The organism is Camelimonas lactis, assembly GCF_004342915.1.
Lineage (GTDB): Bacteria > Pseudomonadota > Alphaproteobacteria > Rhizobiales > Beijerinckiaceae > Camelimonas > Camelimonas lactis.
This window is the reverse complement of record NZ_SLWL01000003.1, coordinates 144,923-164,823: the sequence shown is the minus strand read 5'-3', so window position 1 is coordinate 164,823 and position 19,901 is coordinate 144,923. Positions and strand designations below refer to the sequence as shown.

The following is a 19,901-nucleotide window of genomic DNA, read 5'->3' as shown; positions in this document are numbered from 1 at the left end:
TTGCCCGGCGCCGCCTTGTTTTGGGGCCACAGTTACGTGAATATCGGATGACTGGCGTTTCGCCCGGGGCACGTTCCGGGCTAGACATGGCATGGTCCCTGCTGGGGATCGCATCAAAGAGGTCCGGGAAACGCGCACATGCTGTTTGGCACTTACTCCCAGCTTGAACGGAAGAGCGGCGCCGGTTTTCTGCGCCTGGCGGCTGTTGTGTCGGTCGCCGCGGCGCTCACCGCCTGCCAGTCCAGCCGCTTCGATGACGGCGGAGGTTACCGGCGGTCCGCGCCTTCGCGTCAGGCTGCGGTGGACTCGGATATCGAGCCTGGCCTTGGCGCCTCTGCGGCCGGCCGTGTGGAAAGCAGCCCCCTGCCGCCGGCCCCGGGCGCGGTGATCGCGCCTGATCCAAACATGCCAGGCGCAGCCGCTCCCGGAGGGACCAATGTCGCCGGCCTTTCCCCGGCAACGACGCCATCGGCGACGCCGGCGGCGCCTCCGCCGGCGACCCGTTCCAGCGCCATCGGTCGCTGGACGGCGCGGGAGGCGGCGGGCAATTGCGGCGTGACCCTGTCATCAACCCCGTCGCTCGACCTGTACCGGGCCAGCACCTCGGGCTGCGCCAACAAGGACCTTCAGAGCGTCAACGCCTGGGAGTTCCGTGACGGCGAAGTCTATCTGTACGCCCGCGGCGGCGTCGTCGCCCGCCTGCGCGACAACGGCGGGCAGTTCAATGGCGTAATCGCCAAATCCGGCGCGCCGCTGACACTGAGCAAATAAGGCTTGCGTTACAGGGCGGTTGGAAACAGAACGGCGCCTGCGGGCGCCGTTTGCCCGTGATCAGATGGTTTTGAGTTCCCCTGCAGTGTCGCGGGGATGGAGCGGGATATTGGGCGTTCAGTCTGCATCGGCTATGGCGCGGCGCGACGGCTCCGGCAAGGTGCAGGCGCGCTATGACGCGCTTGTGGCCAGCGAGGCGATTGAACGTGACCCGGCCCAGGAAATGCTGGTACGTGAGTTCGACGCGCTGCTCGAACGCATGGAGACCGGGGCGGTCCAGGGCAGCGGCGGTTTGCTCGGTCGTCTGTTCGGACGAAAACCACCGGCGCCCGCGCCGTTGCGCGGCCTGTACATCTGGGGTCTGGTCGGGCGTGGCAAGACCATGCTGATGGACCTCTTTTTCGAGGAAATCGCCATCGACCGCAAACGGCGGGCGCATTTTCACGAGTTCATGGCTGACGCCCATGACCGCATTTTCGCGTTCCGGCAGCAGGTGAAGGACGGCAGGACGAAGGACGTCGATCCAATCCCGGTGGTGGCAGCGGAGCTGGCTTCCGAGGCGCGGCTGTTGTGTTTCGATGAGTTTACGGTGACGGATATCGCCGACGCCATGATCCTGGGACGGCTGTTCAAGGCGATGTTCAGCCACGGCGTCATCGTGGTGGCGACTTCAAACGTCGAGCCGCACCGCCTGTATGAGAATGGCCTCAACCGCGGGCTGTTTCTGCCGTTTATCGATCTGATCACCGCGCATATGGATGTGGTGCAACTCGATTCACGCACCGATTTTCGCCTGGAGAAGCTCGCCGGCGCGCGGGTCTTCCATACGCCGGCGAATGAAGGAGCCCATGCAGCCCTGCGCGACGCTTTCCGTCGTCTGTCCGGCATGGCCCATGGACGGGCGGTGACCCTGACGGTGAAGGGGCATCGGGTTTCCGTGCCGGAAGCCGGTCCTGGCGTCGGCCGCTTCGATTTCGATGACCTGTGCGCACGGGCCTATGGCGCTTCCGATTATCGGGCGATCGCCGAGAATTTTCACACCGTCATCATCGAAAACATTCCGGTGATGGCGATGGAAAAGCGCAACGAGGCCAAACGGTTCATCACGCTGATCGACACCCTGTACGAATATCGGGTTAAGCTGCTGGCTTCCGCCCAGGCTCAGCCAACGGCTCTGTATACCGCGACATCCGGGCGTGAAGCGTTCGAGTTTGACCGCACCGTTTCACGTCTGATTGAAATGCAGTCTGAGGCCTATCTGGCGCTTCCCTATGGGCGTCCCACCGATCTGGGCGACCTGACCAATCCGGAAGAGGCGGACGTGGGGGCCGATGCGGAGGGAAGCGTCAGGTGACCGCCGCCGACCGTCGCCTGTCCGGTGATCCGAAGGGACGGTTGCTGACGATCGCGACGGAGCATCTGCGCAGGGGCGGCGCAAAAAGGGTCCGGCTGGTTGCTGTCGCCGAGGAAGCCGGCATGACCCATGCGAACGTCTACCGGTATTTTTCGTCGCGCGAGGACCTTCTCGATGCGGTGGCGGCGGCAGCGTTGCGGCCGGTTGAAGCGCATCTGGCTGATGTGGCCGGCGCCCCAGATCCCGCCGACGACAAGCTTGAGCGGATGATTTATGCCCTGGCGCGCGGATATCGCGACCTGCTGGAGCGCGAACCGCCCGTGTTCGCGCTTTACGCCAGCGCTGCGTCTGGCAACCGGCCGCTGGCGCGCCGGCACCTGGGCCGGGTGCGACGGCTGTTCGGCGATGTCATTGATGAAGGGCGCATCGCCGGGATTTTCGAAGTCTCTGATCGCGACGCCGCTCTGGCGTTTCTTGTCGACGCGCTGCACCGCTTCACCCACCCCTCCCCGGTGCTTGAGGACGCCACGCGGGTCCGGGTTCTGATCGACAACCGCTTGCAGGCTTCGGTGCGCATTGTGCTGCGGGTCATGCGCGCGGGCATCGTGTAACAATTTACAAAAATAGAAATCTGTAACTGCAGTAGATTGACCTTTCCCCCCGGCGGAAAGGGGAGTGTTTGTTAGATTTTCGGTAATGTCGCCAGTCGGTTGCCGACTTTTTGATGTGGGTCGGCGGGCGGGTCCAGCGGGGTCCAGGCGCCGGCGTCAACCACTTGAAACATAATGCGGAACCTGTCTAAACGGCCCTGCCGCTGCGAAACATGTCGCGGTTGGCGAGCTTGAATGCCCGATTGTGGCGGGAACAGGAACCGGTGGCCTCAGAGGCATGAGAACAGGCGTCGTTGCGATTGTTGGCGTGGGGCATGCGGGGCAGTTGGTGGCCCAGCTGTTGCATCGCTCCGGTGTGGCGGGGCTGCGCCTGATCGACACCGCCACGGGCGTTGCGGAGAAGCGCGCCGCCGATATGCGTCGCGCCGCGGCGGTGGCCGGCGAAGCGCTCGATGTCGTCGCCTCGGAGGACCTCGCGGATATCCGGGGCGCCGACGTTGTCATCGTCGCCGCGGGGCTCCCGCCCGCCTCGCTCTCCTCCAGCGATGACTGGATGGCGATGAACGCCGCCGCCATGACTCAGATCGGCAGGGTGATTGGCGATGTGGCGCGTGACGCCTTTGTGGTGTGTCTCGCCGGCCCTGCGGCGATCATGACGGCGCGATTGCAGGAAGCATCGGGGATGGCGCCGCAACGTATTGTGGGTGTCCCCGCGTCTTCTTTCGCAGCGGAACTCACGCTCCAGTTCGCTCGTGAACTGGATGTGGCGGTTGCCGATGTGCGGGTCAATGTCATTGGCGGTGAGTTTGACGCCGATGACACGGCGGTCCTCCTGCGCTATTCGACGGTTGCCGGTGTTCCGCTCCTGGAAATTGTCCCTTCAGGACAGTCCGGCCGGGGGTGGATCGAGGCCGTGGTGGCGCGCGCGCGCAAGGTTGCGGGCGAGCCTGGAAGTGGGTTGAAGACCGGTTCGGCGTCCAGCGCGCCGGCCGCCTTGGCCGTCATCGCGGCAAAAAGTTATCTGAGCGATCAGAAACGCGTGCTCACGCTGGCGGCGCGCCTCGATGGGGACTATGGCGAGCGCGACGTTGTCGTGAACGCGCCGGTCGTCATTGGGCGGCGCGGCGTCGAACGCATCATCGGGTTGAGTCTGGATGATGCGGAGCGCGCGACGTTTGCAGGGGCTGTCGCCGCCTTCAGAAGGCGCATGGCGCTCTGCGCGGACATTGCTCCGGCATCTGTCCAGACTGGAACGGCGCCTTGATGGGGCCAGACAGACGGTTCGCGCAGCTTTACCCGAAGCTGGCGCGCTCACAAAGGAAGCCCCGTCGGGCATAGAGGGACGCTTCGTATGAATATCCACGAGTACCAGGCCAAGGCCGTCATCAAGGAGTTCGGCGCGCCGGTCTCCCGCGGCAAGGCGATCTTTTCTCCGGAAGAAGCGGAGGCTGCCGCGCGCGAGCTCGGCGGTCCGCTCTGGGTGGTGAAAAGCCAGATCCATGCCGGCGGTCGCGGCAAGGGCAAATTCAAGGAAGCCTCGGCTGGCGAGAAGGGCGGCGTGCGCCTGGCCAAGTCGGTTGAGGAGGTCCGTGAATTCGCACAGCAGATGCTGGGCGCCACGCTCGTGACCGTGCAGACCGGCGAAGCCGGCAAGCAGGTCAACCGCCTCTACATCGAGGACGGCTCCGACATCGAAAAGGAATTCTACTTGTCGATGCTCGTGGATCGCGAGACCGGCCGCATCGCTTTCGTCGTTTCGACGGAAGGCGGCATGGACATCGAGCAGGTCGCGCATGACACGCCCGAGAAGATCCTCACGTTCTCGGTTGACCCGGCCACCGGCGTCATGCCGCACCACGGTCGCCGCGTCGCCCAGGCGCTGAACCTCACTGGTGAGCTCGCCAGGCAGGCCGGCAAGCTGGTTGAATCGCTGTACGCGGCCTTCACGGCCAAGGACATGTCGATGCTCGAGATCAACCCGCTGATCGTGACCACCCAGGGTCAGCTGAAGTGCCTTGACGCCAAGATCAGCTTCGACAGCAACGCCCTCTACCGTCACCCGGACGTGATGGAGCTGCGCGACCTCACCGAAGAAGACGCCAAGGAGATCGAGGCGTCCAAGTACGACCTGGCCTATATCGCCCTCGACGGCACCATTGGCTGCATGGTCAACGGCGCCGGCCTCGCCATGGCGACCCTCGACATCATCAAACTGTACGGCGAAGAGCCGGCCAACTTCCTGGACGTCGGCGGCGGCGCTTCCGAGGAAAAGGTGACCGCGGCGTTCAAGATCATCACCTCCGATCCGACCGTGAAGGGCATCCTCGTCAACATCTTCGGCGGCATCATGAAGTGCGACGTCATCGCGCGCGGCGTCATCGCCGCCGTGAAGACCGTTGGCCTCCAGGTTCCGCTGGTCGTCCGCCTCGAAGGCACCAATGTCGAGGAAGGCAAGCAGATCATTCGTGATTCGGGTCTGAACGTCATTCCGGCTGACGATCTCGATGACGCAGCGCAGAAAATCGTGAAGGCCGTGAAGGAGCAGGGCTGATGTCCATTCTTATTGACAAGAACACCCGGATCCTCACCCAGGGCTTCACCGGCAAGACCGGCACCTTCCATTCCGAGCAGGGCATCGCCTATGGCGCGACCCTGGTGGGCGGCACCGCGCCCGGCAAGGGCGGCTCCACCCACCTCGGCCTGCCGGTGTTTGACACCGTCGCCGAGGCGGCTGCGAAGACCGGCGCCAACGCTTCCGTCGTGTACGTGCCGCCGCCAGGCGCCGCTGACGCGATCTGCGAGGCCATCGACGCGGAAATCCCGCTGATCGTCTGCATCACCGAGGGCATTCCGGTGCTCGACATGGTGCGCGTCAAGCGGTCGCTGGAAGGCTCGAAGTCGCGCCTCATTGGCCCGAACTGCCCTGGCGTCGTCACGGCTGGCGAGTCGAAGATCGGCATCATGCCGGCCAACATCTTCAAGCCCGGCAATGTGGGCATCGTCTCGCGCTCCGGCACGCTGACCTATGAGGCGGTGTTCCAGACCACCAACGAAGGCCTCGGCCAGACCACGGCTGTCGGCATCGGCGGCGATCCGGTCAAGGGCACCGAGTTCATCGACATGCTGGAGATGTTCCTGGCTGACCCAAAGACCGAGTCGATCGTCATGATCGGTGAGATCGGCGGCTCGGCCGAGGAAGACGCAGCCCAGTTCATCAAGGACGAGGCGAAGCGCGGCCGCAAGAAGCCGATGGTTGGCTTTATCGCCGGCCGCACCGCTCCTCCCGGCCGCCGCATGGGCCACGCTGGCGCCATCATCTCCGGCGGCAAGGGCGGCGCAGAGGACAAGATCGAGGCCATGGAGTCCGCCGGCATTCGCGTGTCGCCGTCTCCGGCCCGTCTCGGCAAGACGCTCGTTGAGGTCCTCAAGGGCTGATGTGAGCAGTTCGCAGCCGTTCACTGGCAAAACTGGCGAAAAACACCATATCCTCGCCAGTTTTGGATTTCAGTAACAGGCCCAGGCGAACATCAACAATGGCGGATCGACCACCGACGGCCGATTCGCGCTCCGCCTCTCCAACCGGAGAGAGGCGGACCAGGGCTGAAAGGCCTTCCATGGCGCGCCACGTTCAGGTGGCGGCCGGCGGGTTCCGGCAGGGACAGACAGTTATGGCGCGACAGGACGACAACGCTCTTTTTGCCGACACAGCGTTCCTCTACGGAGGTAACGCCGCCTATCTTGAGCAACTTCAGGCCAGGTATGAAAACAACCCGGCCTCTGTTGACGCCGAGTGGCGGGAGTTTTTCGGCGGTCTGAGCGACGACGCGTCGCTGGTGCGCAAGAATGCCGAAGGCGCCTCCTGGCGGCGCCCCAACTGGCCTGTGCCCGCCAATGGCGAGCTGGTCTCGGCCATGGACGGGGACTGGCCGGCCGAAAAGATCGTTGGCGACAAACTGCGCAAGAAGGCGCAGGATCAGGGCGTCGTCATGACGGAAGGCGCTGTCGCCCAGGCCACGCGCGACAGCGTGCGCGCCATCATGATGATCCGCGCCTACCGCATGCGTGGTCACCTCCACGCCGATCTCGATCCGCTGCGCCTTGAGCCGCGCGGAGATCATGTCGAACTGCACCCCTCATCGTACGGATTTGAGGAAGCCGACTACGATCGCAAGATCTTCATCGACAATGTGCTCGGGCTGGAATTCGCCACCGTGCGCCAGATGCTCGACATCCTGCGACGCACCTATTGCCAGACCATCGGCTTCGAATTCATGCACATCTCCGATCCGGTCGAGAAGGCCTGGATCCAGGAGCGCATCGAGGGGCCTGACAAGGAGGTGGCGTTCACGCCGGAAGGCAAGCGCGCCATCCTGAACAAGCTCATCGAGGCGGAAGGTTTCGAGAAGTTCCTCGATCTCAAGTACACCGGCACCAAGCGCTTCGGCCTTGATGGCGGCGAGGCGATCATTCCGGCGCTGGAGCAGATCATCAAGCGCGGCGGGGCGCTTGGCGTGCGCGACATTTCCTTCGGCATGGCGCACCGTGGCCGCCTCAACGTGCTGGCCCAGGTGATGGCGAAGCCGCACCGCGCCATTTTCAACGAGTTCAAGGGCGGTTCGTTCAAGCCGGACGACGTCGAGGGCTCCGGCGACGTCAAGTACCATCTTGGCGCCTCCTCGGACCGCGTGTTCGACAATAACCAGGTGCACCTGTCGCTGGCCGCCAATCCCTCCCACCTCGAGATCGTCGATCCCGTGGTGCTCGGCAAGGTGCGCGCCAAGCAGGACCAGCTGGACGACCGTATCGAGCGTTCAAAGGCCATGCCGCTGCTGATCCATGGCGACGCGGCGTTCGCCGGCCAGGGCGTGGTGGCGGAATGCTTTGGCCTGTCGGGGCTGAAGGGGCATCGCACCGGCGGCTCGCTGCACTTCATCATCAACAACCAGATCGGCTTCACCACCAATCCGCGCTTCTCGCGCTCCTCTCCCTATCCGTCAGACGTGGCGAAGATGGTTGAGGCGCCGGTGTTCCACTGCAACGGCGACGATCCGGAGGCGGTGGTGTTCGCGGCCAAGGTGGCGACGGAATTCCGTCAGCGCTTCCACAAGCCGGTGGTCATCGACATGTTCTGCTACCGGCGGTTCGGTCACAACGAGGGCGACGAGCCCGCGTTCACCCAGCCGCTGATGTACAAGACCATCCGCAAGCACCAGACGACTCTCGACATCTACGCGAAGAAGCTGATTGACGAGGGCGTGGTCACCGAGGCGCAGGTGGATGAGCGCAAGGCCGAATGGCGCGCTCACCTCGACGCCGAATTCGAGGCGGCGCAGACCTACAAGCCCAACAAGGCCGACTGGCTCGATGGGCGCTGGTCCGGCATGAAGGCGGTCCGCGAGGACAGCGACGATCCGCGCCGTGGTCACACCGGCGTGCCGGTGGCAGAGCTGAAGGACATTGGCCTGCGCCTGACGGAGCTGCCGAAGGACTTCACCGCTCACCGCACCATTGTCCGCTTCCTCGACACCCGCCGCAAGGCGATCGAGAGCGGCGAAGGCATTGACTGGGCGACCGCCGAGGCGCTGGCTTTTGGCTCGCTGCTGCTGGATGGCAATCCCGTCCGCCTGTCCGGTCAGGACGTGGAGCGCGGCACCTTCTCGCAGCGCCACTCGGTGGTGCACGACCAGGAGACGGACCGCCGTTACAAGCCCCTGAACCATCTGCGTGAAGGCCAGGCGCGCTACGAAGCCATCAACTCGATGCTCTCGGAAGAAGCTGTGCTCGGCTTTGAATATGGCTACTCCCTGGCCGAGCCCAACGCCCTGACCATCTGGGAGGCCCAGTTCGGCGACTTCGCCAACGGCGCCCAGGTTGTGGTGGACCAGTTCATTTCGTCGGGCGAGCGCAAGTGGCTGCGCATGTCCGGCCTGGTGATGCTGCTGCCGCATGGCTATGAGGGCCAGGGGCCCGAGCACTCGTCGGCGCGCCTTGAGCGTTATCTGCAACTCTGCGCCGAAGACAACATGCAGGTGGCCAACTGCTCGACGCCTGCCAGCTACTTCCACATCCTGCGCCGGCAGCTGAAGCGTGACTTCCGCAAACCGCTGGTGCTGATGACGCCGAAGTCGCTGCTGCGGCACAAGCGTTGCGTGTCGCACCTGTCGGAACTGGGCGAAGATTCGACCTTCCACCGCATCCTGCACGATGACGCCGAGCGTTATCCTGACGCCAGCCCGATCAGGCTGGTGAAGGACGACCGTATCCGTCGCGTCATCCTGTGCACCGGCAAGGTCTATTACGATCTGCTGGAAGAGCGCGAAAAGCGCGGCGTTGACGATGTCTACCTGCTGCGCGCCGAGCAGCTCTATCCGTTCCCGGTGAAGACGCTGACCAATATCTTCAGCCGCTTCCCGAACGCGGAGCTGGTCTGGTGCCAGGAAGAACCGCGCAACATGGGGGCGTGGACGTTCGTTCAACCGTACCTCGACTGGGTGCTGGAGCATTGCAACGCCAGGACGCAGCGCCCCCGCTACGTCGGGCGTCCGGCGGCGGCTTCCCCCGCGGTGGGGCAGATGTCGAAGCACCAGGCCCAGCTTCAGGCCTTCCTCGACGACGCGTTCGCGTCCTGAGGACCAGGGGCGCGGCGCGGCCGGTTTCCGGCGCGCCTCGCCCCGGGGCGCCGCCCGTCCAGATGACAGGGGCGGCTGGACTCACAAAGGCCTGTCGGGCGACAGTCCGGGAAGAAGCGCGCTGCTGGTCCTGCCAGCAATGAGCGCGCCTGGAAACACAATTCGGCGAGTCGCAGCGGCCTGGCCGCCAATCGCCCGATCCGAAATCTGACGCGGCGCTCCCGCTGCTTCCGGCCCGCCCGGAAAACGCCCGAGGCGCACCGTCGCTGAAAGAAAGACCGATACGATCATGGCGACCGAAATCCGCGTTCCTACCCTTGGCGAGTCGGTGACCGAGGCCACCATTGGCCGCTGGTTCAAGAAGGCTGGCGACGCCGTCAAGGCGGACGAGCCCCTGTGCGAACTTGAAACCGACAAGGTGACGCTTGAGGTGAATGCGCCGGCCTCGGGCGTTCTGGCCGAGATCGTGGCGCAGGAAGGCGAGACGGTCGCCGCCGGGGCGCTGCTCGGAGCCATCATGGAAGGCGCCGCTGGCGCAACCCCCGTAGCGCCTGCGCCGAAGAAGGAAGATGCGAAGGCCGCCCCGGCCGCTTCCGCGCCGGCCCCTGCCGCCGCGCCGAAAGCCGCGGTGGAGAATGGTCCGGCGGTTAGCCGGATCGCGGCGGAAAGCGGCGTCAATCCCGCTGCCGTCGCTGGCAGCGGCAAGGATGGCCGGGTGACCAAGGGCGACATGCTCGGCGCCGTGGCGCGTCTCGCCAGCGCGCCGGCTCCGCAGGCCGAGGCTCCGGCCGCGGTGCGCGCGCCGTCCGCTCCCGATGACGCATCCCGCGAAGAGCGGGTGCGCATGACCCGGCTGCGCCAGACCATCGCCCGTCGTCTCAAGGACGCCCAGCAGACCGCAGCGATGCTGACGACCTTCAACGACGTCGACATGACGGCGGTGATGGAACTGCGCGCCCAGTACAAGGACGCCTTCGAGAAGAAGCACGGCGCCAAGCTGGGGTTCATGGGCTTCTTTGTGAAGGCCGCCGTCGCCGCCCTGAAGGACGTGCCCTCGGTCAACGCCGAGATCGACGGCGCCGATCTGGTCTACAAAAATTATTACCACATTGGCGTCGCCGTCGGCACGGACAAGGGGCTGGTCGTCCCGGTGGTGCGTGACGCCGACATGCTTTCCATCGCCGACATCGAGAAGCAGATTTCCGACTATGGCCGCAAGGCCCGCGACGGTCAGCTGAAGATCGAGGACATGCAGGGCGGAACCTTCACCATCTCCAACGGCGGCATCTACGGCTCGCTGATGTCGACGCCGATCCTGAACGCGCCGCAGTCGGCGATTCTGGGCATGCACCGCATCGAGCAGCGCCCGGTGGTCTACAAGGGCCAGATCGTGGCCCGGCCGATGATGTATCTGGCGGTGAGCTACGACCACCGCATCATCGACGGGAAAGAAGCGGTCACCTTCCTTGTTCGCATCAAGGAGAACCTTGAGGATCCGACCCGTCTGGTGCTCGATCTCTGAGCCGACGCGCAATTATCCCGACGCCGGACCGGCCCTGACCGCCGGCGTCGGCGGCGACCGCTTCCCCTGTACGTGGCACTGAGAGTTCAATCATGTCCTATGATCTCGTCGTCATCGGTTCCGGCCCGGCCGGATATGTCTGCGCCATCCGGGCCGCCCAGCTTGGACTGAAGACGGCGGTGGTGGAGAAGCGCAAGACATTCGGCGGCACCTGCCTCAATGTCGGCTGCATTCCATCGAAGGCGCTGCTGCACGCCTCCGAGATGTTCGAGGAAGCCGGTCACGGTCTGGCGGCGCTTGGCGTCAAGGTGGGCGCGCCGGAGCTCGATCTGCCGAAAATGATGGGGCACAAGACAGACACCGTCTCGGCCAACGTCAACGGCGTGGCCTTCCTGTTCAAGAAGAACAAGATCGACAGCCACATCGGCGCCGGTCGCATCACCGCGCCGGGCAAGGTTGAGGTGACGGCGGAGGGCGGCGCGAAGACCACCCTGGAGACGAAGGCGATTGTCATCGCCACCGGCTCCGACGTCATGCCGCTGAAGGGCGTGGACATCGACGAGAAGCGCATCGTGTCCTCCACCGGCGCGCTGGAGCTGGACAAGGTTCCTGGCCGCCTGGTGGTGATTGGCGCCGGCGTCATTGGCCTGGAGCTCGGCTCGGTGTGGCGGCGTCTGGGCGCCGAGGTCGAGGTGATCGAGTTCCTCGACCGCATCCTGCCGGGCATGGACGATGAGGTGGCGAAGCAGGCCCAGCGCCTGTTCCAGAAGCAGGGCGTCAAGTTCCGTCTCGGCGCCAAAGTGACGGGCGCCAAGGCAAACGCGAAAGGCGTGACCCTCACGGTCGAGCCGGCGGCCGGCGGCGAGGCCGAGCAGGTGCAGGCGGATGTCGTGCTGGTCGCCATCGGTCGCAGGCCCTATACCGAAGGCCTCGGCCTGCAGGAGGTTGGCGTCGCCGTCGACGAGCGCGGGCGCGTGACCATCGACGATCATTACCGCACCAACGTTCCTGGCATCTATGCCGTTGGCGACGTGGTTATCGGGCCGATGCTGGCCCACAAGGGCGAGGACGAAGGCATCGCCATCGCCGAAATGCTGGCGGGCAAGGCCGGGCACGTGAACTACGACGCCATCCCGGCGGTGGTGTACACCCAGCCCGAGATCGCCTCCGTCGGTAAGACCGAGGAAGAGCTGAAGAAGGCGGGCGTTGAATACAACGTCGGCAAGTTCCCCTTCACCGCCAATGGCCGCGCCCGCGCCAATCTTGCGACGGACGGCTTCGTCAAGGTGCTGGCCGACAAGGCGACGGACCGGGTGCTCGGCGTGCACATCGTCGGCGCCAATGCCGGCGAAATGATCCATGAGGCGGTGGTGTTGATGGAATTCGGCGGCTCGGCCGAGGATCTGGCCCGCTCGACCCACGCTCACCCGACCATGTCGGAAGCGGTGCGCGAAGCGGCGCTCGCGGTGGACAAGCGCGCGATTCACATCTGATCTTCGGATCACATTCCGGCGGTGCGGGCGGCGCGGACCTCCGGTTCGCGCCGTCGCTGTTTCTGGCCCATGCAGGACGGACGCATGCAAAGGATCAAGAAGGCGCTGTGGCTGCTGCTGGCGCTGGCGTTCCTGCTGGAGGCCTGGGCCTGGGCGCAATTGCAGCCGCTGCTGCACTGGCTCGGCCGTGTGTTGCCGTGGGCGCAGCTGCGCGCCCGGGCAGAGGCGGCGCTTTCCCGGTTGCCGGCATGGGCGGCGTTGCTGGCCTTCATCGTCCCTTTCGCCTGCGTCGAGCCGCTCAAGCTGGTTTCGTTGTGGCTGCTGGCGCAGGGAAAATTCAAATCCGGTGTTCTGACCTTCATCGTCGCCCATTTGCTGACGGCGGGTCTCAGCCTGTTCCTGTTCGATATCCTGCGCCCGAAGCTCATGACCATCGGGTGGTTCGCGACCGGCTATGGCTGGCTGATGCGCCTGCATGCCTGGGCGCTGGAGCAGACGGCGCCGTTACGGGCGCGTTTACGCGCCATCGCCGCGAAATTGCGTCTGCGCGGCGGCGGCGTCATGCGTCGGCTTGTCCGGCGCATGCGCCTGTTACGCGCTAGGATCAGGCGCGGGGGTGGGCCGAATCATACGCCGTGAGCAGGCGGGCGGCGTCGATTTTGGTATAGCCCTGCGTGGTCGACAGGGAGGCATGGCCCAGCAGTTCCTGAATGCTGCGCAGATCGGCGCCGCCGCCGAGAAGATGGGTGGCGAAGGAATGGCGCAGGGCATGGGGCGTGGCGGTTTCGGGCAGATTGAGCGCGCCGCGCATATTTTGCATGGCAAGCTGGATAATGCGCGGCGAGAGCGGTCCGCCGCGCACGCCGACAAACAGGGGGCCATCCGCCGGCAAGGTCCACGGGCATTGGCTGATATAGTCGCCGACGAGCGCCGCGACCTTGGGCAGAACCGGGGCGGAACGTGTCTTGGCGCCCTTGCCGGTGACGGTCACCTGGCCGACGCCAGGCACAGGCGCGTCCTTGCGGCGGATCGACAGGGCCTCGCTGATGCGCAGGCCACTGCCATAGAGCAGCGCCAGCACAGCTGCGTCGCGGGCCAGAACCCAGGCGGGGCGCTCATCGCCGGCGCGGCTGTCCACGTCGGTCACCGCCACGGCGGCGGCCGAGGTCAGCGGTCGGGGCAGGTTGCGGGTCAGCTTCGGCCCACGCACGGCGGCGATGGCGGCGAGGGTCACGACGCCCTCCCGCTCGCAATAGCGGGCAAAGGAGCGCAGGGCGGCGAGCTGTCGCATCAGCGTGCGGTTGTCGATGGCGTCGCGACGACGCGCCGACAGGAAGGCGCGCAGGTCCAGCGGTTTCAGCGCGGCAAGACCGGCGATGGATGGCGGCGCTCCGAGATGGGTTGTGAGAAAGCCGAAGAACTGCCGCAGATCCCGGCCATAGGCTTCGATGGTCAATGGCGACAGGCGGCGGACGCTGGCCAGATGTTCGAGCCAATGTTGAAATACCGCCTGGACGTCGGTGGCGACGATCATCCGCTGCTCCTCTGCTCCGGCCCGGGCGGAAACAGGGCCCGCCTGCGGGACACTATCGCCGGCTGGCTAACGCAAGGTTGCCGCCGCGGCGTCGCACGGCGCGAATTGCCGCCCGGCCGGCGCCGAATCGATGTTATCTGCCCCTCATGATGAACGCTGACGATCCGGACCAGAAACCGGCGCTGGCCGCGCATGATGAAGCGCAGGCTGGCGCCCCGGCCATTGTCGATGTGCTGGCGCCGCTGGCGCTCGACATGGTGTGGTCGTATCTGGCGCCGCCGGACCTTGCGCTGGCGGCCGGGGATATCGTCCGTATCCCGTTTGGATCACGCGAGGCCATTGGCGTCGTCTGGGCGGTGCATCCGCCAGGGGCGACCGTCGGTGGCCGCAAGCTGAAGACCGTCAGCGGGAGGTATGACGTTCCGTCACTACCCGACGGGTTACGGACGCTGCTTGACTGGATCGCCCGATACACCCTGGCGCCGCGTGGTCAGGTGCTGCGCCTTGCCCTGCGTCACCCCGAAAAGCTGCCGCCAGAAGCGCCGCGCGTCGCCGTGGCGGCGACCGGCAGGCTGCCGGCGCGCCTGACGCCGGCGCGGCGGCGGGCGCTGGCCGCGCTGGACGGTCACGACGCCATGTCGCGCAAGGGGCTGGCCGTGGCGGCTGGGGTCAGCCTGGCTGTCATCAATGGTTTGATCGACGACGGCAGTCTCGAAACCCGCGTGTTGCCGGATACGCCGGCGCCGGCGCCGGACCCCGAATTCGCGCCAGCTGCGCTGTCAGACGGGCAGGCTGGCGCCGCCGCCAGCCTGCGGGCGGCCGTGGCGGACGGGCAATTTGGCGTCACCCTGATTGAGGGCGTCACCGGTTCGGGCAAGACCGAAGTTTTTTTCGAGGCGATCGCCGAGGCATTGCGTCAGGGCCGCCAGGCGCTGGTGATGATGCCGGAGATTGCCCTGACCGCCCAGTTTCTCGATCGTTTCGCCGCCCGCTTCGGCGTTCGCCCGGCGGAATGGCACTCGGGCGTCAGTCCCCGTCAGCGCGAACGCATCCACGCCGGCGCCGCCAGCGGCGAGATTCAGGTGGTGACCGGGGCCCGATCGGCGCTGTTCCTGCCGTTCAGCAAGCTTGGTCTGATTGTCGTCGATGAGGAGCACGAGGCGGCCTACAAGCAGGAGGACGGCGTGCACTACCACGCGCGCGACATGGCGGTGGTGCGCGGTCGCATCGAGCGTTGCCACGTGGCGCTGGCTTCGGCGACGCCGTCGATCGAAAGCCGGGTTAACGCCATGCGCGGCCGCTATGGCCATCTGCGCCTGCCAGAACGTTTCGGCCAGCGCGCCATGCCGCGCCTGTCGGCCATCGACCTGCGCAAACAGGCGCCGCCAAAAGGCCGCTGGCTGTCCGCGCCGCTGGTCGAGGCCGCGCGCGAAACCCTGGCCCGCGACGAGCAGGCGCTGTTCTATCTGAACCGGCGCGGCTATGCGCCGCTCACCCTGTGCCGGTCGTGCGGCCATCGCTTCCAGTGTCCGAACTGCTCGGCCTCGCTGGTGGAGCACCGTTTCCGGCGCGCCCTCATCTGTCACCACTGTGGCCATGCCGAACGGCGGCCTGACGCATGTCCGGCCTGCGGCGAGGTGGACGCGCTGGTTCCGGCCGGGCCGGGGGTGGAGCGCCTGGCCGAGGAGGTGGCGGCGCTGTTTCCGGGCGTGCCGGCGATCACGCTGTCGAGCGATCTGGCCGGTGGTTCCGAGCGGATGCGCAAGGAGCTGGACGCCGTCGCCGCCGGCGATTTCCGCATCATCATCGGCACCCAGCTCGTGGCCAAGGGCCATAACTTCCCACGCCTGACCCTGGTGGGCGTCGTTGACGCCGACGTCGGCCTCGCCACGGGCGATCCACGCGGCGCAGAGCGCACCTTCCAGATGCTGCAACAGGTCACGGGCCGGGCCGGGCGAGGCGACGCCCCGGGCCGGGCCATTCTGCAGACGCACCAGCCGGAGCACCCGGTGATGACCGCGCTGCTGTCAGGCCAGTCCGAGCGTTTCTATGCGGAAGAAATCGCCGCCCGCGAGGCGGCGGGCCTCGCGCCTTTCGGGCGGCTGGCGGCGATCATCGTCGCGGGGCCGGACCGGCAGGCGACGGAGGCGCACGCCCAGGCGCTGGCCCGGGCCGCCCACGCCGCGCCGAATGCCTCCGGCGACCTCGTCGTGCTGGGCCCCGCCGAGGCGCCGCTGGCCATCGTCCGCGGCATGCACCGCTTCCGCCTGCTGATCAAATCTGCGCGCAATACGGATTTACAGGGATTTCTGCGCGCGGTTCTCGCCGCGACGTCCGCGCCGGCCGCCCGGATACGGGTTACCGTGGACGTCGATCCGCAAAGTTTCTTCTGACGCCAGGACGGGCAGCGAGACGCAAGAGGTATCCCTGCCTTGTACGGATTGTGACTGGCGAAATGGTGATTCGCTGCCGTTGACGCGCAAGGAGGTCGCGCCAGATTCAGCGCACATGGACGTCATGACGCACCAGGCCTGTGAAAAGCTGTGAACGCTGGGGATTTTTACAGGATCGGGCGCGGCAAACCGCAACCAGGCGCGGTGAGAAATCGTGACAACAGGCTGGCGCAATAGCTGCGCCATGGGTCTTTCCGCCCCAGACGCGGAAATCCTGGCGCAAACGTGGCCTGGTTGCGACGTTCAGGCGCCTGCAAGCTGTTGCACGTCAATAATCCCCATGATAGGGGACCTGCCAACGGGTGGCTGAACGCTTCCCGCTCCCTGTCCATGTGCTCGCGCAATCATGTGCGTCATTGACGTGACGCAATGTGAGTCGCCGTGAGCCTGAAAGTGAGACGCCGACGTGGCCGAACAGCCTTCAATGACAGGTCCGATTTCAGGGGTCGCTGGCCGCTATGCTTCCGCGTTGCTCGAAACGGCGGCGGAATCCGGCGTCGCGGCGATCGACCAGGTCGAGGCGGATCTCGACCGGTTCGACGCCCTGGTGAGGGAGAGCGCCGACCTGCAGCGCCTCGTCCGCAGTCCGGTTTTCTCGGCGGATGAGCAACTGGCGGCTGTCACCACGATCCTTGATCGGTCCGGCATCGGCGGCCTTGCCGCCAATTTTCTCAAACTCGTCGCATCCCGTCGCCGTCTGTTTGCAGTTCAGCAGATGATTGCGGCGTACAAGGCGCTGGTCGCCGCCCGCAAGGGCGTGGTTCGCGCCGACGTGACGCTTGCCGCGCTGCCGGCTGTGCAGGTTCTTGATGACCTGAAGCAGGCGCTGCGCGACGTGGCCGGCGGCGACGTCGATCTGCACGTGAAAATCGACCCGTCGATCATCGGCGGTCTCGTCGTCAGGCTTGGCAGTCGGATGCTCGACGCCAGCCTGCGCAATAAACTCAATTCGATCCGTCTCGCGATGAAAGAGGTCGGCTGATGGACATTCGGGCCGCAGAAATTTCCGCCATTCTCAAAGAGCAAATCAGGAACTTTGGCCAGGAGGCTGAGGTCTCCGAGGTTGGCCAGGTTCTGTCCGTTGGTGACGGCATCGCCCGCTGCTACGGTCTGGACAAGGTTCAGGCCGGCGAGATGGTCGAGTTCGAGTCCGGCGTCCGCGGTATGGCGCTGAACCTTGAAAACGACAACGTCGGCGTCGTGGTGTTCGGTTCCGACCGTGACATCGCCGAGGGCCAGACCGTGAAGCGCACTGGCGACATCGTCAGCGTCCCGGTCGGCAAGGGCCTGCTCGGCCGCGTCGTGGACGCGCTTGGCAACCCGATCGACGGCAAGGGTCCGATCCAGGCGACCGAGTTCCGTCAGGTCGACGTCAAGGCGCCGGGCATCATTCCGCGCAAGTCGGTGCATGAGCCGATGGCGACGGGTCTGAAGGCCATTGACGCACTGATCCCGGTTGGCCGCGGCCAGCGTGAGCTGATCATTGGCGACCGCCAGACCGGCAAGACCGCGATCGCGCTCGACACCATCCTGAACCAGAAGCCCCTGAACCAGGGCGACGACGAATCGCAGAAGCTTTACTGCGTCTATGTCGCCGTTGGCCAGAAGCGCTCGACGGTCGCCCAGTTCGTGAAGGTTCTCGAAGAGAACGGCGCGCTGGAGTACTCGATCATCATCGCCGCCACCGCTTCGGATCCGGCGCCGATGCAGTTCCTGGCGCCGTTCTCCGGTTGCGCCATGGGCGAGTTCTTCCGTGATAACGGCATGCACGCCGTGATCACCTATGACGACCTCTCCAAGCAGGCCGTCGCCTACCGTCAGATGTCGCTGCTGCTGCGCCGCCCGCCGGGTCGCGAAGCCTACCCGGGCGACGTGTTCTACCTGCACTCCCGTCTGCTGGAGCGCGCGGCGAAGATGAACGACGCCAGCGGCAACGGTTCGCTGACGGCGCTGCCGGTCATCGAGACCCAGGCCAACGACGTCTCGGCCTACATTCCGACCAACGTGATTTCGATCACTGACGGTCAGATCTTCCTTGAAACCGACCTGTTCTTCCAGGGCATCCGCCCGGCTGTGAACGTCGGCCTGTCGGTGTCCCGCGTCGGTTCGTCGGCGCAGACGAAGGCGATGAAGAAGGTCGCTGGCAAGATCAAGGGCGAACTGGCCCAGTACCGTGAAATGGCGGCCTTCGCCCAGTTCGGTTCTGACCTTGACGCCACCACCCAGCGCCTGCTGAACCGCGGCGCGCGCCTGACCGAGCTTCTGAAGCAGCCGCAGTTCTCGCCGCTGAAGATGGAAGAGCAGGTCGCGGTGATCTACGCCGGCGTCAATGGCTATCTCGACAACCTGCCGGTTTCGCGGGTTCGCGAGTTCGAGGACACCCTGCTTGGCGCCCTGCGTGGTCGCCACACGGATATTCTCGACGCCATCCGTACGTCGAAGGACCTGAGCGACGATGTCGCCGCGAAGCTGCAGGCTGTCGTCGCTGACGTCGCCAAGACCTTCGCCTGATTGAAGGGCGCATCGCATGGCCTCGCTCAAGGATCTTCGCAATCGCATCGCCTCGGTGAAGGCGACGCAGAAAATCACCAAGGCCATGCAGATGGTCGCGGCGGCAAAGCTCCGCCGCGCCCAGAGCGCGGCTGAAGCCGCGCGCCCGTTCGCCGAGCGCATGGGTCAGGTGTTGGGTAATCTCGCTTCCGGCGTCGTCGGTCAGCCGGGCGCGCCGCGCCTGCTTGCCGGCACCGGCTCGGACAAGGTGCATCTGCTGGTCGTTTGCACCGGTGAACGCGGTCTTGCGGGCGCCTTCAACTCGTCGATCGTCCGTCTGGCCCGTGAGCAGGCGCAGGCGCTGATCGCCGAGGGCAAGACGGTCAAAATGCTCCTTGTGGGCAAGAAGGGCTATGACGCCCTTCGCCGCCAGTTCGAGGGCAATATCGTCGAGTACATCGAACTGCGTTCGGTGAAGAACCTGACGTGGGACGTGGCGGACGAGATCGGCCGCAAGGTGCTCGCCCTGTATGAGGCCGGTGAGTTTGACATCGCCACCCTGTACTATGCCCGCTTCCAGTCGGTGATCTCGCAGGTGCCGACGGCGCAGCAGATCATTCCGGCCGAGATTCCGGCGGATGGGCTTGGCGACAAGTTGGGCGGCGCGGTCTACGACTACGAGCCTGGCGAAGAAGAGATTCTCGAATCGCTTCTGCCGCGCAACGTGACGGTTCAGATCCTGCGCGCGCTTCTGGAAAATAATGCGTCGTTCTACGGCGCCCAGATGAGCGCGATGGACAACGCGACCCGCAACGCGGGCGAGATGATCCGCAAGCAGACGCTGCTCTACAACCGCACCCGTCAGGCGATGATCACGAAGGAACTGATCGAGATCATTTCCGGCGCAGAGGCGCTCTGAACAGGACACTGCAGGCCCGCGGCCTGTCCAGCGCACGGCGGCGGGCAGGGCGTGGGCCACGAACCATTCCAGCGCGACGCGCGGTCTGACCCGCAGCGTCCGACATTACTTCAAGGCGAGGCCCG

General features: G+C 65.6%; 15 protein-coding genes. 14 read left to right on the top strand and 1 reads right to left on the bottom strand.

Annotated features, from left to right (window positions below; translation table 11 throughout):
• Positions 1–138: 138 nt before the first annotated feature.
• The 10 genes from EV666_RS05245 to EV666_RS05200 all read left to right on the top strand — a co-directional run bounded on the left by EV666_RS05245 (position 139) and on the right by EV666_RS05200 (position 13,019).
• Complete coding sequence (locus tag EV666_RS05245) at positions 139–771, top strand: AprI/Inh family metalloprotease inhibitor (RefSeq protein ID WP_132004129.1); 633 nt, start codon at positions 139–141, stop codon at positions 769–771.
• Between the two features lie 133 nt (positions 772–904).
• Entirely contained in the window at positions 905–2,125 is a 1,221-nt protein-coding gene (zapE, locus tag EV666_RS05240; protein ID WP_132004601.1) for a cell division protein ZapE, read from the top strand.
• Entirely contained in the window at positions 2,122–2,736 is a 615-nt protein-coding gene (locus EV666_RS05235; RefSeq protein WP_245514222.1) for a TetR/AcrR family transcriptional regulator, read from the top strand. Before zapE ends, EV666_RS05235 begins: the two co-directional genes overlap by 4 nt.
• 277 nt (positions 2,737–3,013) lie before the next feature.
• Positions 3,014–4,000: a lactate/malate family dehydrogenase gene (locus EV666_RS05230; protein WP_132004126.1), complete on the top strand. Its 987-nt coding sequence runs from the start codon at positions 3,014–3,016 to the stop codon at positions 3,998–4,000.
• An 87-nt stretch (positions 4,001–4,087) separates the two neighbouring features.
• Positions 4,088–5,287: an ADP-forming succinate--CoA ligase subunit beta gene (gene sucC / locus EV666_RS05225; protein WP_132004123.1), complete on the top strand. Its 1,200-nt coding sequence runs from the start codon at positions 4,088–4,090 to the stop codon at positions 5,285–5,287.
• On the top strand, positions 5,287–6,171 hold the full coding sequence (sucD, locus tag EV666_RS05220; RefSeq protein ID WP_132004120.1) for a succinate--CoA ligase subunit alpha: 885 nt from the start codon (positions 5,287–5,289) through the stop codon (positions 6,169–6,171). Before sucC ends, sucD begins: the two co-directional genes overlap by 1 nt.
• Positions 6,172–6,404: 233 nt before the next feature.
• Positions 6,405–9,365, top strand: coding sequence for a 2-oxoglutarate dehydrogenase E1 component (locus tag EV666_RS05215; RefSeq protein ID WP_132004117.1), 2,961 nt, complete (start codon positions 6,405–6,407; stop codon positions 9,363–9,365).
• A gap of 289 nt (positions 9,366–9,654) precedes the next feature.
• Entirely contained in the window at positions 9,655–10,887 is a 1,233-nt protein-coding gene (odhB, locus tag EV666_RS05210; RefSeq protein ID WP_132004114.1) for a 2-oxoglutarate dehydrogenase complex dihydrolipoyllysine-residue succinyltransferase, read from the top strand.
• A 92-nt stretch (positions 10,888–10,979) separates the two neighbouring features.
• Entirely contained in the window at positions 10,980–12,380 is a 1,401-nt protein-coding gene (gene lpdA / locus EV666_RS05205) for a dihydrolipoyl dehydrogenase (RefSeq protein ID WP_132004111.1), read from the top strand.
• A gap of 84 nt (positions 12,381–12,464) precedes the next feature.
• Positions 12,465–13,019, top strand: a complete 555-nt coding sequence (locus tag EV666_RS05200; protein ID WP_132004108.1) for a hypothetical protein — start codon at positions 12,465–12,467, stop codon at positions 13,017–13,019.
• Here the strand turns inward: EV666_RS05200 and EV666_RS05195 are convergent.
• Positions 12,985–13,914, bottom strand: a complete 930-nt coding sequence (locus tag EV666_RS05195; protein WP_132004105.1) for a tyrosine recombinase XerC — start codon at positions 13,912–13,914, stop codon at positions 12,985–12,987. The two genes, EV666_RS05200 and EV666_RS05195, sit on opposite strands and share 35 nt — an antisense overlap.
• Before the next feature lie 149 nt (positions 13,915–14,063).
• On the opposite strand from EV666_RS05195, the gene EV666_RS05190 reads away from it, so the two are divergent.
• The 4 genes from EV666_RS05190 to EV666_RS05175 all read left to right on the top strand — a co-directional run bounded on the left by EV666_RS05190 (position 14,064) and on the right by EV666_RS05175 (position 19,776).
• Complete coding sequence (locus EV666_RS05190; protein ID WP_132004593.1) at positions 14,064–16,307, top strand: primosomal protein N'; 2,244 nt, start codon at positions 14,064–14,066, stop codon at positions 16,305–16,307.
• A 466-nt stretch (positions 16,308–16,773) separates the two neighbouring features.
• Positions 16,774–17,349, top strand: a complete 576-nt coding sequence (locus EV666_RS05185) for a F0F1 ATP synthase subunit delta (RefSeq protein WP_132004102.1) — start codon at positions 16,774–16,776, stop codon at positions 17,347–17,349.
• Positions 17,349–18,878: a F0F1 ATP synthase subunit alpha gene (atpA, locus tag EV666_RS05180; protein ID WP_132004099.1), complete on the top strand. Its 1,530-nt coding sequence runs from the start codon at positions 17,349–17,351 to the stop codon at positions 18,876–18,878. The genes EV666_RS05185 and atpA overlap by 1 nt, the downstream gene beginning before the upstream one ends.
• A gap of 16 nt (positions 18,879–18,894) precedes the next feature.
• Entirely contained in the window at positions 18,895–19,776 is an 882-nt protein-coding gene (locus EV666_RS05175; RefSeq protein WP_132004096.1) for a F0F1 ATP synthase subunit gamma, read from the top strand.
• Positions 19,777–19,901: the final 125 nt, after the last annotated feature.